Here is a 13,753-nt window from a genome sequence, read left to right as displayed (position 1 = left end):
GGGTTTCGAGATCACGCCTTTTTCTTCCCGCTGACCGCCCGGCTTCTGGCCGGTTTGAAGTGAATGATCCCGTCCTTGGCCTCCACCTCCACCGTATCCCCCGGCTTGACCGCGCCCTTCAGGATCTCTTCCGAAAGCGGGTCCTCCACCAGCCGCTGGATGGTCCGCTTGACCGGACGGGCCCCGTAGGAAGGATCGAATCCCTTCTCCGCCAAAAGCTGCTTGGCCTCGGGGCTCAGCTTGATCCGGATGTCCTTTTCGGCCAGCCGGGCGGAAAGCTGCCCGGCCAGGATCTCCACGATCTGCTCCATCTCCGGTTCGCCCAGGGAATGGAACACCACCGTCTCGTCCACCCGGTTCAGGAATTCGGGGTTGAAGGTCTTCTTCAGTTCGGCCAGCACCTTGTCCTTCATCAGATCGAACGATTGCTGGTCGTCCGACGACTGGAATCCCAGGCTGACGCCTTTCTTGATCTCCCTGGCCCCCAGGTTGGAGGTCATGATCACCACCGTGTTCTTGAAGCTGACCTTGCGGCCGTAGGAATCGGTCAGCAGACCGTCCTCCAGCACCTGCAACAGGACGTTGAAAACGTCGGGGTGGGCCTTCTCTATCTCGTCCAAAAGGACAACGGAATAGGGGCGGCGCCGCACCTTCTCGGTCAGCTGGCCGCCCTCCTCGTAGCCCACATAGCCCGGAGGGGCGCCCATCATCCGGGAGACCGCGTGCTTTTCCATGTATTCCGACATGTCCATTCGGATCAGGGCGTTCTCGTCCTCGAACAGAAAGGCGGCCAGGGTCCTGGCCAGCTCGGTCTTGCCCACCCCGGTGGGACCCAGGAAGATGAAGGATCCCATGGGGCGTTTGGGGTCCTTGATCCCGGCCCGGGTGCGGCGCACCGCCCGGGAGATGGCCGAGATGGCCTGGTCCTGGCCCACCACCCGCTTGCCCAGTTCCTGCTCCATCTTCAACAGCCGGGCCGACTCCTTCTCCTCCAGCTTGACGATGGGGATGCCGGTCCAGCGGGCCACCACATAAGCGATGTCCTCCTCGCCGATCACCACCCTGATCTGCTCCCGGCTCTTCTTCCAGGCGGCTTTCAGCCGTTCTATCTCCTGTTTCTTGTTGCGCTCGGCATCCCGCCAGCGGGCCGCACCCTCGTAATCCTGTTTCTTTACGGCCGCGATCTTGGACTGAACGATCTGTTCAAGTTCGCCGTCCAGGGCCTTGATCTCCAAAGGCGGTTCGCTGGCCCCCAGCCGGGCCCGGGAGCCCGCCTCGTCGATCACGTCTATGGCCTTGTCCGGCAGAAAGCGGTCGCTGATGTAGCGGTCGGAGAGCCGGACCGCCGATTCGATGGCCTCCGGAGAATATTTTATCTTGTGATGCTCCTCGTACTTGGACTGCAGGCCTTTCAGTATCCTGATGGTCTCCTCCACCCCCGGCGGCTCCACCATTATGCTCTGGAACCTGCGCTCCAGGGCCGCGTCCTTCTCCACGTGCTTGCGGTACTCGTCCATGGTGGTGGCCCCCACGCACTGGATCTCGCCCCGGGCCAGGGCCGGCTTCAGCATGTTGCTGGCGTCCAGTGCCCCCTCGGCCCCGCCGGCGCCGACGATGGTATGGAGCTCGTCCAGAAAGAGGATGGCATCGCTGGCGGTCTTCAGCTCGTTCATCACCGCCTTCAGACGCTCCTCGAACTGCCCCCGGTACTTGGTGCCGGCCACCACCGCCGCCAGGTCCAGGGCCAGCACCCGCTTGCCGGAGATCTGCTCCGGCACCTGCCCGGCTATGATCTGCTGGGCCAGGCCCTCCACTATGGCGGTCTTGCCCACCCCTGCCTCGCCGATCAGCACCGGATTGTTCTTCTTGCGCCGGGAAAGGATCTGGATCACCCGCTCTATCTCCCGGGCCCGGCCGATCACCGGATCCAGTTTGCCGTCACGGGCCAGCTGGGACAGGTCGCGGCAGAAATAATCCAGGGCCGGGGTCTTGCTCTGGGAGTCGGCTACAGGCTTGGGCAGTCCGCCCGGCTCCACCGCCAGCAGCCTCAGCATCTCGGCCCGCACCCGCTCGGTATCGACACCGAAGGACAGCAGTACCCGGCCGGCCACCCCGTCGGGTTCGTCCAAAAGACCAAGGAGAAGATGCTCGGTACCCACATAGCTGTGCTGCAGGGAGCGGGCCTCGTCCACCCCGTATTCCATGGCGTTCTTGGCCGCCTGGTTGAAGGGCATGTCGCCCAGGGCCATGGTTCCCCCGGCCAACGGGGCCATCTCCTCCACCCGGCGCTTGACCTGTTCCAGATTCAGCCCCAGGTTGACCAGCACGGTGGCCGCCACGCCCTGGCCCTCGCGGATCATGGCCAGCAGGATGTGCTCGGTGCCCACGTAATCGTGCTGCAGACGGCGGGCCTCCTCCCGGGCCATGAACAGGACCTTCTTGGCCCTCTCGGTAAATCGGTTTTCTTTCATAGCATCCAAGTATTAAAGTATTGGAGTAGTATGTATCATCCTTAGCCCAGCCCTTAAGGGCTGGGCTAAGGATGGGACTAAAATAAAATCCTACACAAACATCGCCCGGACCCGGTCCGCCCGTTCGATATCCTCCTGGGTGGCATCCAGCGTCCGGTCGCAGGCAAACTGCAGGTGGGCCGGCTGCATGGCTATCAGCATCCGGTTGAGTTCCGGAAGCTTCGGGGAATCAAACAGCCCCAGGCTTAAGCCCAGCCGGACCGCCGACCATAAGCTTAAAAACTCATCAAGTGAAAGCAGCCTGGCCTGGCTTAGTACCGCCCTGGCCCTGAAGACCCGGTCTTCCAGCTCGGGGCGGGACCTGCTCCACAGATCATCCCGCTGCTTGTTCTCTTCTCCCTGCAATGATCTGGCTGCCTGCTCCACCTCTTCCACTATCTCCAGCTCGCTTTTGCCCAGGGAGGTCCGGTTGGAGAATTGGAACAGGTTGGCCTTGACCCGGCTGCCCTCGCCGTAGGCGCCCCGGGCCACGATCCCTTTTTGGGAAAGCTGTTCAATGATGGTCTCCCTCTGGTCGCTCAAGGCCAGCGCCGGCAGATGCATCAGCACCGAGGCCCTTAGACCGGTGCCCAGGTTTGAGGGACAAGCCGTCAGGAATCCGTGGTCGGAGGTAAAGGCCACTTCCATCCGCTCCTGCAACTGGTCGTCCACCTGGTCGGCCACCCTGAAAGCCTCCAGCAGGTCCAGCCCCGGAAAGATCGACTGCAGTCTCAGGTGGTCCTCGTCGTTGATCATCAGGCTGACATTCTGTTCCGGGGAGATCAGCACCCCGGCCTGAAGCTGCTCCCCCGGGCCGGAGTCGGCCATTCGCCGCTCCTCCAGGGCTCTCCTGCCCAGCTTGGTGATCCCGTCCAGGGAGAAGAATGCCGCCCCCTTGAGGTAATTGACCTGAAGGGCCTGATCTTTGGTGAAATCAAGGATCTCCCGGCGCTCGGCTTCGCGGCAGCGGCCGGGGAAATTGTAGTTTTGCAGATTGCGGGCCAGCCTGACCCGGCTGGACAGTATGGTCTCGGCCTCCTGTCCGGCGCCGGCGGTCCAGCCAGGTGGTTGCTGTAGAAGTCCTATGATCCCTGCGTCATCTGGATTCATGTCATATCACCCTATTTGCCACAGAAGGCACATTAACCGTTATAACGTTACTACGTAATAACGTTTAACGTGTTTGATTTGTGTACTTTGTGCCCATTCGACTCGGCTCAGGGCAGGCTTTTTTGTGGTTGATTAATTTCGGTTGGTCACTTCAACTGCTCCGATTCCAGCACCTTCAGCCGGTCGCGCAGGGTAGCGGCCAGTTCAAACTGCTCCTTTTCCACCGCTGCGTTGAGTTGGCGTTTCAGAATGACCGCCTGGTCCCCGGCCACCGGTAGTTGTACCGCTGCCTTCTTAGCGGTCTTGCCCAGATGCCGGTCGCTGTGCTGGATGCGCTGCACCAGCGGTTCCAGTTTCTCTGAAAAATCCCGGTAACAGCCGGGGCATCCCAGCCTGCCGGTCTTCTGGAACTGGGACCAGCTGAGGCCGCAGCGGCTGCAGCTTATATCGGGCCGGGCCGGGCTGGAATCGGTCAGTTCCATCATCAGCTGGGTAAGCAGGTCGCTCAGGCCGGAGATGGCGGCCTCCATAGGGCTCAATAGGCCCTGGCTCAGGGCGCATTCCTCGCACAGCATCCTGTGGCGGGCCTGTCCGGCCTTGATCTCGGTGTAGCTTAATGTGGCCTGTTTTTTATGGCAGGATTGGCAAAGCATACTTGTTTTATGAGAAGTTAGATTGATTGAATTACTGAACTCTTCCCCTCGGTCCCCTTCTCTTGGACTTGTGCTGAGTGACACACTGAGTATGCCGAAGTGCATAGCCGAAGCAAAGAGAAGGGGATGAAAGGGGTTGAGTTCTAATGTGATACTGAAGCCTTGTTTCTATCAGATAAATATATACATTAAAAGGTGTTTTGTCAACCCTTGAACATCACTTTGGCCAAAGCCTCTATGTCATACTCCTTCCCCAGCGCCATCTTCACCATGAACCTCTTTCCGGAAACGAACTCCAGCGGCAGGTTCACCTTGGAAACCACTTTTTCCAGCAGTTCCCGGGCCGGGTCCCGGTCCTCGGGCCACCACCATTCCATGATGTTGTTCCTCCACACCAGGCGGTCGGCCCCCAGGCTGGCCGCGGCCAATCTCAGCCTGGCCACTTCCAGCAGTTTATTTGCCGGGCCCGGGGGTTCCCCGAACCGGTCTTTAAGCTCCCCAGCTATCCGTTCTATCCCGGCCAGATCGGCGGCCTTGTTCAGCCGGCGGTAGAGGTTGATCCTCTCATTAGGCTCCTCCACGTAATCGGCGGGGATGATGGCCTGGCCCTCGATCTCCATGGTGACGTTGATCTGGGAGATGGCCGGAAGGCCCTTCAGCTCCCGCACCGCCTCCTCCAGCAGCTGGCAGTACATGTCAAAGCCCACCGAAAGCATGTGCCCGTTCTGTTCCCGGCCCAAAAGATTTCCCGCCCCTCGGATCTCTAGGTCCCTCAAGGCTAATTGGAAACCGGAGCCCAGCTCGGAAAGTTCCTCGATGATCCTCAGGCGCTTGCGGGCGATGTCGGTCATCTTGCCGCCCTTGGGCACCACCATATAGGCATAAGCCCTTTTGCTGGAGCGGCCCACCCGCCCCCTCAGCTGGTACAGCTGGGCCAGCCCAAAACGGTCGGCCCGGTTTATGATGATGGTGTTGACGTTGGGCATGTCCAGGCCGGATTCGATGATGGTGGTGGCCACCAGCACATCGTAGCGCCGGGCGGTAAAGGCCAGCATCACGCTCTCCAGCTCCCGCTCGTCCATCTGGCCGTGGGCGTAGGCGATCTCGACCGACGGCAAAAGGCGCGACAGCAGGGCGGTCATGGCCCCTATTGACTGCACCCGGTTGTGGAGGAAGAACACCTGGCCGCCCCGGTCCAGCTCCCTTAAAACAGCTTCCTTGATCCGGGCCTCGTTCCAGGGCATCATCTCGGTCACCACAGCCAACCGGTCCTTAGGCGGGGTCTCGATATTGGAGATGTCCCGCACACCTAAGAGCGACATGTGCAGGGTACGGGGAATGGGAGTGGCGGTCATGGTCAGCACGTCCACGTTCTGGCAGAATTGCTTTATCTTCTCCTTGTGTCCCACCCCGAACCGCTGTTCCTCGTCCACCACCAGCAGGCCCAGGTTTTTGAACTTGACGTCCTTCTGCAGCAGGCGGTGGGTGCCGATGGCGATGTCCACCCCCCCGGCCGCTATAGACTTGACCGCTTCCTTGATGTCGGCCGGACGGCGGAAGCGCGACAGCATCTCCACCTTGACCGGGTAGTCGGCCAGCCGCTCCTTGAAGGTCTGGTAATGCTGTTCGCAGAGAACTGTGGTGGGCACCAGCACCGCCACCTGCTTGTTGTCCATGGCCGCCTTGAAGGCAGCCCTTAACGCCACCTCGGTCTTACCGTAGCCCACGTCCCCGCACAGCAGCCGGTCCATGGGCTTGTCGGACTCCATGTCGGCCTTGATCTCGGTCAGGGCCTTCAGCTGGTCCGGGGTCTCCTGGTACATGAACGAAGCCTCCAGTTCCTTCTGCCACTGGGTGTCTTCCGAAAAGCGGTGTCCCGGCTGGGATTTGCGCTGGGCATACAACGCCACTAATTCTCCGGCCATGTCCTTGGCCGCCTTCTTGACCCGGGCCTTGGTCTCCTCCCAGGCCTTGGAGCCGAGTTTGGATAGCACCGGCACGAAACCTTCCTCGGAGGAATAGCGCTGCACCCGCTTCATGTGCTCGATAGGAACGTAGAGCTTGTCGTTGTCCCTAAAGAACAGCAGCAGGCATTCCGTCTTCTGGCCGTTCAGCTCCAGGTCCACCAGGCCCTTGTACTGGCAGATGCCGTAGTCCACGTGTACCATGTAATCGCCGGACTTCAGGGCGTCCAGGCTGCGGATGGCGCTGCCCCCCTTGAAGAAACGGCGGAAGCGGCGGTGGCGCTCCCGGGCGAAGATCTCCCGCTCGGTGATGGCGCAGATCCTTCCCTCGGGGAAGATGAACCCGGCGTGCAGTCCGGCCACCTCCACGCCCCGGACCTTGGCCAAAGCCTCCGGGGTCAGGATCTCCTTCAGCCGCCCCTGCTGTCCGGTATTGTCGCATAGCAGATGGGTGGCGAAGCTTTCGGCCTCCAGCTTGTTGAGCTTTTGCTCCAGCAGTTCCAGGTTGGACATGAAGGGCTCCACCGGGCCGATGGATATCTTGACCTGGTTGGCCGGCTCGGCCCCTTCAAAACTGCCGAAACCCGCGCCCGAGGTCATGATGATCCGGCTATGCTCCTCCAGCCGGGCGGTGAGCTCTTTTGGTTCGCAGAACCTTTCGTCGGCCCCGAAATCCAGCACCTCCTCGGCCTCCTGCCTCCACTCCATCCCCACTTCCTGGGGCTCGTCCCACAAAAGCAGGGAGTCTTTGGGGAGGTGGTCAAGCAGCAGCACCGCCCGGTTCAGGTCCTCCCGGCAGGGCAGTATCTTTGCCCGGTCCAGTTTCTGGGTGGAAAGCTGGTCGGAAAGGCCGAAGGTCCGCATCGAGGCCAGGGTTTCATCCGATATCTCCAGCCTCAGGGGCTGGCTGTTCCCCAGAGTGGCCACGTCGATGATGCTGCCCCGCACCGCGTACTCGCCGAAACCCGACACCGCCGACTGCCGCTCGTAACCTCCGGCCACTAATTTTGAGATCAGGTCATCCCGGTCCAGTTTCTGCCCCAGCGCCAGATCCAGCCGGCCCTGGTTGAAATCGTGGGCCGCCATTGTTTTCTGCATCAAAGCCCGGGCGGAACTGATCACCACCCCTTTGGAGCCGGTGAAAAGATGTTCCAATGATTCTATCCGGCTGCCCAGCAGTTCCAGGTCCGGCTCCCGTTCCTCGCCCGGCATCACGTCCCAGGCCGCCCAGTGTTTTATAGAACCTTCGCCCAGCAGGGCCGTCAGATTGTCCCGCTGGCGCTCGGCCTCCTCTTCGGTGGGCAGCAGCCATAAAAGGGGATGCTCCGCCTTTTTCAAAAGACTGCTGACTATCAGCGCCTTGCCGGTCTCGGCCGGGCCGGTCAGGCCCAGGCTGGAGCGGTTCTCCGGCAGCAGCTGAAACAGCTTTTTGAAGGAAGCGCTTTGGGTGACGGATTGGGATATGGTTTGCCAGAACATGATATTGTCTTTTGATTGAACGTTGATGTATTTGGTATTGTTATTGAACCTTTGACTTTTCTCAGCTGCCGGTTGACCGGTAGTGCCGCACGCCAAATTCCCAGAGGTACAGCGAGGCCAGCAGGAACAGTACCCCCATGACCGGTGCCGTGGATTGCAGCCATACCGGGCTGTGAAATATCGCATCCTCCCGGCCCAGCAGCGCCACCACCGGCAGGTAGGTGACGCATCCCAGGGGTATTATGAAGAAGAAGAAACGCTGGAACCATTTTTGGTAGATCTCCAGCGGATATTGGGTGGTCTGCACCCCGCCATAGGTGAACATGTTCATCACCTCCAGTGATTCCACCGTCCAGAATGACGCCGTGGCCTGAAAAACAAACAAAGCATAGAACATGCAGATGGCCCCGGTCAAGGCTGACAGCAGTATCAGCAGATGGGTCCAGTGCCAAGCTACATTGACCGTCAGCATTCCCCAGGCCATTACTGCCGCACCCTGGGCCAGCCGGCCGATCCTCATCAATTGGAAATCACTGACCGCCACCTGCAGCGCCGTGCTGCGCGGGCGCAGCAGCAGGATGTCGAAATCGCCTGATTTGACCAGGCGGGAAAATAGGTCGAACCCCCGGGCCGTTCCCTCGGCCACGGCAAATGAAATATGGGCGATCCCGTAAAACAGCAATACTTCCGGCAGGCGCCACCCCCGGATCGAGCCGAACCGGTCAAACAGCGCCAAGATGACCACCGCTTCCAGCGCATGCAGCACTAATTGCCCGAAGACCCGCATGATGAACGACGCCCGGTATTGCAGCTGGCTCCGCACGGCCTGCCTTGCATACCGGCCCCACAGTTTTATTGCATTGGCCATTTCAACCTCCCTGAATGACGACTAATTTCAAGCCCCGCCGGAGCAGCAGGTGCCCGGCCAGGACGAAAAAGATGATCCACAGACACTGCCCCTGCATCAGGCGCGGCAACTCTCTGACCGGCAATTGCCCCAGGTAAAGCCGGAAGGGAATGTCCATCAGTCCCCGGAAGGGCAGGAAACTGACGATGGGCTGGGACCAGTCCGGCAGCAAAGGCAGCGGAATGTAGGTGCCGGAGAAGAGAAAGGTGAAGACCATCAGCATCTGGGAAAGCCCCTCGCCCGAAACGGTCCAGAAGAACAGGATATTCATGCAGACCACGATCGAGGTGCTGAGCAGGATGCCGAACAGCATTGCGATGGCAAACGCTATGGCAGCAGCGGCCGAGGCCGGGGGCTGCAGCCCCAAAAGCGGGATGGCGATCAGGAATATGGGAATGGAGCGCATGGTCATGGGCACAACCTTGGTGGCCAGAAACCTGGAGTACCACATCCCATAGAGCCTGACCGGCCTTATCAACTCGTACCCCACACCGCCGTCCCGAATCATCTGCATCACATCCCGGTCGTTTGACCACGGCAGCACCAGCAGCATGGCCTGCCCCAGCCAGATGTAACTTATCACCTGCGGCAGTGTCATCGGTTTTGGCCCCGATGAAGAATGGTACAAAGCCTGGTAAAGCATCACCAGGATCAGTCCCCAGAAAAGCTGGGTGCAAAAGCCGGCGACGGCCGCCGTCCGGTACTGGAGCATCACCGCACAGCGGGTTTTGAAGACGGCCCAGTATGGCTTCATTGCTCTGCCCCGCCATACAACCTGGCGATGATCTCCTCGATGGGAGGGTTTTCTACGAATATGTCCCGAACAGGGTGGGCCTTGGCGATCCGTTCGATCAGCTCCGGCACCGTGATCTTTGCCGGGTCGAACCGCAGCCACACCCGGTGCCCTTCCTGTTTGATAAGTTCTGCGTCCGGATCTGACAACGACACGGCTGAATCCTCCAGGTCGATGATCAGCCGCCGTTCGGTGGTCACCAGCGACCGCAGCTGTTGCAGGGTGCCGTCCATGAATATCTTGCCTTGGTTGATGACGATCACCCGCCGGCACAAGGTTTCGATGTCGTCCATGTCGTGGGTCGTCAGAACGACCGTCACGTCCTGTTCGCGGTTGATCCGGCCGATAATGTCGCGGATGGCCAGCTTGCTGACGGCATCCAGGCCGATGGTCGGTTCATCCAGGTACAGTATCTTGGGAGAATGCAGCAGCACCGCAGCCAGGTCGCATTTCATCCGCTGTCCCAGCGAAAGCTGCCGCACCGGGACATCCAGCAGGTTTTTCAGGTCCAGCAGTTCCGCCGAACTGGCCAACTGATGTTCATATTGGCGATCGGGGATCCGGTAGATGTCCTTCAGCAGTTGGTATGACTCTATCACCGGCAGGTCCCACCAAAGCTGGGTCCTCTGGCCGAACACCACGCCGATGTGCCGCACCGATTCTATCCTCTCTTTCCAGGGAATGCGCCCCATCACCTCCACCCGGCCTGAATCCGGCACCATGATACCTGAAAGGATCTTAACGGTGGTGCTTTTCCCCGCTCCGTTGGGGCCGATCAATCCCACCAATTCTCCTTGGTCCAGGGAAAAATCAATTCCGTCGAGTGCCTTTACTGTCCGATACTTTCTATGGACCAATCCTTTCACGGCTCCCATGAAACCGGTTGACCGTTCAGCCACCTGAAAGGTTTTGATCATTTTTTCGACCACGATTTGCGGCATCGGCCTCCTTATGGAATGTTTTGTATTCTTACGGTTATACTATATCCCGAAAAGATGATTTCAAGCAAACGCCGAAAGGCCAAGGCCCCGGAAGACCCGGGGTGTCTTGGCTGCGGCTTGGGTATTGTTTATTTTGAACCTAAAGGTGCCTGTTTTCCACGGAAGAGAGCACTAAGATGTCTATTTTATCTCATCCACAAAGGCCGTGTTATGGCCGTCACGCTTCAGCTGGTTCAGGATGTCCGGCTTGTCCAGCGCTTTCATGTAGGCCTCTTTGGCCTCCACTTTCTTCAGATTGACCAGCTCCATCAATGACTCATTCAGGCTGACCATTCCCAGCTTGCGGTTGGTCTGGATGATGGAGGGCAGCTGGTAGGTCTTGGATTCCCTGATCAGGTTGGAGACCGCCGGGATGCCCAAAAGGATCTCCATGGCCGCTATCCGGCCCCCGCCGATCTTCTTGCACAATGTCTGGGAGACCACGCCCTTAAGCGATTCCGAAAGCATGATCCTGATCTGCTCCTGGCGGTCGGCCGGGAACTGCTCGATCACCCGGTCCACGGTGGAGGCGGCGGTGGAGGTGTGCAGGGTGCCGAAGACCAAATGCCCGGTCTCGGCGGTCTCGATGGCGATGGAAACCGTCTCCAGGTCGCGCATCTCGCCCACCAGCACTATGTTGGGGTCCTCGCGCAAAGCCGCCCGCAGGGCGTTCTTGAACGAAGCGGTGTGGGGACCCACCTCCCGCTGGTTGATCAGGCATTTCTTGTTCTCGTGCACGAACTCGATGGGGTCCTCCAGGGTGATGACATGCCCGGCCCGGGTGCGGTTGACCAGGTCCACCAAAGAGCATAGGGTGGTGGACTTTCCCGACCCGGTTGGCCCGGTCACCAGCACCAGCCCCTTGTTCAGGTTGCACAGGTTCTGGATGGCCATGGAGATGTTCAGATCCTCCACCGTCACCACCTTGGTGGGGATCACCCGGAACACCCCACCCATGCCCTTGCGGTCCAGAAATATGTTGACCCGGAAACGGGCCACTGCGGGGATCTCGTAAGCAAAGTCGGTGTCGTTGTCGTTCTCAAAATCTTCGCGGTAGCGCTTTTCCATTATCTGGTACAGCATCCGCTCGGCGGCGGCCGGGGTGGTCACCGGAAATTCATCCATCCGCTTGATGTCCCCGTCGATCCGGAAGATCGGCTTTTCCCCGCTGGAAAGATGAAGGTCCGAGCCCTTGCGCTCCACCAGCAGTTTCAAAAGCTTATCGATCTCAGCTTCCCGGTAAACCTTGGCATATTTGGATTCCTGCTGCTGCTCGGGCACGGTTTGGGCCGGGGCCGGGGCAGGAGCGGCGGGAGCCGCCGGGCGGGAAGTTTCCGTCGCTGGTTGTTGAGGCGGCGGGGGATTAAAGGATTCCGTTACCACCGCCGCGGCCGGGACGAAGAGGGCCGAGAGATGCTGGCCCTGCATGGTCACCTTTCCCTGGTATTCCTCCCCCTGGGGGGATTTGTAACTGAAGTCCACCGTGGGCTGGCTCATCAGTTTTTCCCTGATGTTCTCCGGCATGATCTCGGACAGCAGGCTCATTACCTCCTGCCGGGAGAACTTCTGTTTGGAGACCGATTGCAGCGATCCCCCTATCACGAACTGGGGCTCGGCTTCGCTGTTCAGCTGGAATTCCGCCGCCTGATAGTCTGACATGGCTTTAAAGAAAGTGTCGATTCTGGCCATTTTCATCTCCTGGGGGTTACAAAGCTTATTTGCCGCCGGTTAATGATGTGCACCGTTTGTTCGGTCCGGAGTAAAAAGAACTTTTCGTCCTGGTTTAAAAAGTCTATCAGCCGCGATTTGGCGGGCGGCAGTTCCACATAGGCGTTTCCGTCAAGGGCGTGATGGTGGTTAAAGTGGACCTCCATTGGTTCCTCCTTGGCTCCCATCCCCGAAAGGTCCTGGCCTCCCAGCTCGGCCTCGGCGCTGATCTCGATCTCCACGATCCGATCCTTGTTCATCATCCGCACCGGCGGCTCGGCCTGAAGCCGGAGCACGAAGAAACGCTCCGGGCCGTTCATGAATTCCAGCGCCGTCTCCTGCCCGGTGTGATTCTTGGAAAACAGACTCAGGAAAAGTTCTCCCCTGATATCCTCGCAGTCTACACAGCGGATGGTGACCGGCACTTTTCTTTTTTCTACGGCCAGTTCCTGCATAGCGGTTGCTCCTCTTTTTGTTTCGCGGAAATATTTTGACAGTTTGCCGCAGTTTGAGTATAATTGTGGCTTATGATAAAAAACGATTCCCCAAAATTCAGGCTCATTCACATCGATTGGGCCCGCGGTCTGGCAGTCCTGCTGATGATCCAGACCCATGCCATAGACGCCTGGCTGGCCCCCCAATACCGCCTGTCCGCCTTTTTCGGCAAGTCCCAGCTGCTGGGAGGATTTCCCGCTCCGGCCTTCCTGTTCCTGGCCGGGCTGGCCATGGCCCTGGGCTACGGTAAAGTGGACAATTCGGAAACGGCGCTACTACCAAAGCTCTGGCTCTCGGTCAAGCGCGGACTGCAGGTTCTGGGACTGGCCTTCATATTCAGGCTGCAGGAATTCGTCCAGTGGACGGAATGGCGTCAGTGGCCCAAGCTCTTCCGGGTGGACATCCTCAACACCATCGGAATCTCCCTAATGGCGCTGGGTCTGTTGTTTTGGGTGGTCCGGGCAAACCGATGGCGATTCGTTCTTCTTCTGGCTGGCATCTCTGCCCTGGCTGTCTTTACGCCATTTGTTCAGAATTCCACGGTGGTCAAATCCCTGCCCTGGCTGCTGGGCGAGTACCTGGGCTGGCGCTTCGATTACGGATATTTTCCGGTATTCCCCTGGCTGGCCTTCTCCTATGCCGGTGCCGCCGTAGGCCTGCTGATCGCGGAATACAAACAGGACCGGAGCAAAAGTATTTATCTGAGCCTGGGGCTGGCTGCCCTGGCTTGGGCTTTGATCATCGGAGGCAACCTCTGGGCCAAACACTCTCCTCACGGAGCAGGATGGAGCTTCTGGCGCAACAGTCCGGAATATGCCATCATCAGGATCGGGATCCAGGTCCTGGTCCTGTCCAGTAGCTTTGTGCTCTGCCTGTTCTTTAAGCCCCAGAGTTTTTCGTTAATGCGTCTATTGGGGCGGCACTCCCTGCTGATATACTGGGTCCACATCACTATGGTGTACGGCCGTCCGCTGTTCTTTTTAAAACTGAAGCTGGATCCTCTGCAGTCGGTCCTGGGAGTGGTTGCTTTGACAGGAATGATGCTGGGCTTGGCCTGGCTGGCGGAAAATTGGCGTGAATTGTGGAACGATATAAAAGGCAAACTGCCAAAACAATGGTGATGCAACTGTAATACTTTTAGCCAACGTTGTTGCC

The 13,753-nt window shown here is 59.2% G+C and carries 10 protein-coding genes; 1 reads left to right on the top strand and 9 read right to left on the bottom strand.

Translation table 11 applies throughout. The features are described from left to right. Nucleotides 1–11: 11 nt before the first annotated feature. The 9 genes from HZA73_07635 to HZA73_07595 all read right to left on the bottom strand — a co-directional run bounded on the left by HZA73_07635 (nucleotide 12) and on the right by HZA73_07595 (nucleotide 12,558). On the bottom strand, nucleotides 12–2,471 hold the full coding sequence (locus HZA73_07635) for an ATP-dependent Clp protease ATP-binding subunit (protein MBI5805901.1): 2,460 nt from the start codon (nucleotides 2,469–2,471) through the stop codon (nucleotides 12–14). A 90-nt stretch (nucleotides 2,472–2,561) separates the two neighbouring features. Then, entirely contained in the window at nucleotides 2,562–3,620 is a 1,059-nt protein-coding gene (locus HZA73_07630; protein MBI5805900.1) for an ATP--guanido phosphotransferase, read from the bottom strand. A 146-nt stretch (nucleotides 3,621–3,766) separates the two neighbouring features. Continuing rightward, nucleotides 3,767–4,273, bottom strand: coding sequence for a UvrB/UvrC motif-containing protein (locus HZA73_07625; protein ID MBI5805899.1), 507 nt, complete (start codon nucleotides 4,271–4,273; stop codon nucleotides 3,767–3,769). A gap of 203 nt (nucleotides 4,274–4,476) precedes the next feature. Beyond that, on the bottom strand, nucleotides 4,477–7,716 hold the full coding sequence (gene mfd, locus HZA73_07620; GenBank protein ID MBI5805898.1) for a transcription-repair coupling factor: 3,240 nt from the start codon (nucleotides 7,714–7,716) through the stop codon (nucleotides 4,477–4,479). A gap of 61 nt (nucleotides 7,717–7,777) precedes the next feature. Then, on the bottom strand, nucleotides 7,778–8,584 hold the full coding sequence (locus tag HZA73_07615) for an ABC-2 family transporter protein (GenBank protein MBI5805897.1): 807 nt from the start codon (nucleotides 8,582–8,584) through the stop codon (nucleotides 7,778–7,780). Nucleotide 8,585: 1 nt separating this feature from the next. Further along, a complete protein-coding gene (locus HZA73_07610) occupies nucleotides 8,586–9,377 on the bottom strand; it encodes an ABC-2 family transporter protein (GenBank protein ID MBI5805896.1) in 792 nt (263 codons plus the stop codon). Beyond that, nucleotides 9,374–10,357, bottom strand: a complete 984-nt coding sequence (locus HZA73_07605) for an ATP-binding cassette domain-containing protein (GenBank protein ID MBI5805895.1) — start codon at nucleotides 10,355–10,357, stop codon at nucleotides 9,374–9,376. The genes HZA73_07610 and HZA73_07605 overlap by 4 nt, the downstream gene beginning before the upstream one ends. 180 nt (nucleotides 10,358–10,537) lie before the next feature. Then, complete coding sequence (locus tag HZA73_07600; protein MBI5805894.1) at nucleotides 10,538–11,824, bottom strand: type IV pilus twitching motility protein PilT; 1,287 nt, start codon at nucleotides 11,822–11,824, stop codon at nucleotides 10,538–10,540. Between the two features lie 263 nt (nucleotides 11,825–12,087). Continuing rightward, complete coding sequence (locus tag HZA73_07595; protein MBI5805893.1) at nucleotides 12,088–12,558, bottom strand: hypothetical protein; 471 nt, start codon at nucleotides 12,556–12,558, stop codon at nucleotides 12,088–12,090. Nucleotides 12,559–12,630: 72 nt separating this feature from the next. Here HZA73_07595 and HZA73_07590 point away from each other — a divergent pair, with 72 nt between their 5' ends. Then, on the top strand, nucleotides 12,631–13,719 hold the full coding sequence (locus HZA73_07590; protein ID MBI5805892.1) for a DUF1624 domain-containing protein: 1,089 nt from the start codon (nucleotides 12,631–12,633) through the stop codon (nucleotides 13,717–13,719). Nucleotides 13,720–13,753 lie beyond the last annotated feature (34 nt).

It is taken from the genome of candidate division TA06 bacterium, from assembly GCA_016235665.1.
Classification (GTDB): domain Bacteria; phylum Edwardsbacteria; class AC1; order AC1; family EtOH8; genus UBA5202.
The sequence above is the reverse complement of the archived record's forward strand: the minus strand, read 5'-3'. Positions and strand labels throughout refer to the sequence as shown.